The sequence below is a fragment of the Oleiphilus sp. HI0079 genome, assembly GCF_001635105.1.
Window position 1 is genome coordinate 1 of record NZ_LWFT01001443.1, and the last position, 1245, is coordinate 1245.

General features: G+C 44.9%; 2 protein-coding genes. One reads left to right on the top strand and one right to left on the bottom strand.

All coding sequences use genetic code 11. The features are described from left to right. A partial coding sequence (locus A3750_RS24685; RefSeq protein ID WP_068549050.1) for a MalM family protein occupies positions 1 to 785 on the top strand: 785 nt, incomplete at its 5' end. Positions 786 to 838: 53 nt separating this feature from the next. On the opposite strand, the gene A3750_RS26650 is transcribed toward A3750_RS24685, so the two are convergent. Further along, on the bottom strand, positions 839 to 1245 hold a 407-nt coding region (locus A3750_RS26650; protein ID WP_197475303.1), incomplete at its 5' end, for an alpha/beta hydrolase.

Below are 1245 nucleotides of genomic sequence, written 5' to 3' on the forward strand. Positions count from 1 at the left end.
TTGACAGTGATGATCTTTTGCAGGGCAATGTTGGTAGCGATGGCGAACGTCCTTTTTTCGTGACATTTGATAACGAAGGCGATTCGAATGTTATCTTTTATAGCCCTCAAGTCATGCAGCAAGAGGTAAACCGGCGCGAGATGGAAGAGCAGGTGAGTGAAGCGGTGGTTTACTCTCCGGACAATGCCCAGTCGGAGCTCGTGTTACCTCAGGATGCAGACCCTGTAGCTGCTCAAATCCTATCCGCGGGCAATCGAGAGAGTTACTTCAGTCGCTTTGAGGGACGCTGTTGTAAGAAAATCCCAAATGTTGGTATCTTGGAGCTTCGTCGTGACAAGGGGCTACATGTACCTATAAACCGAGAAGACTTCTCTTATCGTTTTGTCGATGGTGACAGTCGCTATCGTTTAGTTCGGCTTCCTGAAGTGCGGAAAAACTTCCTGATTACGTTAAAGACCTTCGTTAAATCCTACAAAAAACAGGGTATCGAGCATGGCGCATTTATACCTCAGGTTGTGATGCTCGATCGAGATAAAAATATTACGCGGATTATTACCAATCTATCGGCAGAATCGCATGCTGAAACATGGAGTAACTACGGGTATCTCAAATCCGTCATAGAGGTTGATCAAACCGGTATTGATGGCGAGGCTTTGTTACTGGTCTACACACGTGCAGCTGACCTACGTAGGAGTTCCACAGTTGAAGACTCCTCGGGTAGTTGGGAAATAAAGCATATGGAGGTTGGCTCTTTAGAGGTCACTGTCGTACCTAGTTCGCTCTAACATTGATTCAAATGTGTATCGAGCGATCCTGGGTTTAAAGTCTAAAGTAAGTCTTAAGCACTTCGATATTTTTCTGCTTCAGCATATTTGAACCCTTCTCTCGTGCGCTGTTCACTTAACCAGCTAAAAATATGCGCTTTTACGCGTGGTAAGTATGTTCCGCCGATTGTCCAATGACAGACCTCTTCCAACAGGCGAAGGGATGCTGGAGATCGGAACCGGCTATGAATTTTCTGCTGCAATTTTGGCGGTGTGATCTTATCTTTCAGTCCTGACACGATAAGAACCGGGCAAGAAATGTTTTTGTAATTCACTTTCGTTGGTGGTTTTCTAAACAGGAACCACATCCCAATTTCGGTTGATGCCAAACCAGACTCTAGTGTGACTTTCGTCGCCAAGTCTTCTTGAATATCTGAGGGTTGGCTATTTGCAATACCATATCTTATGTTTTTGAGAGTAA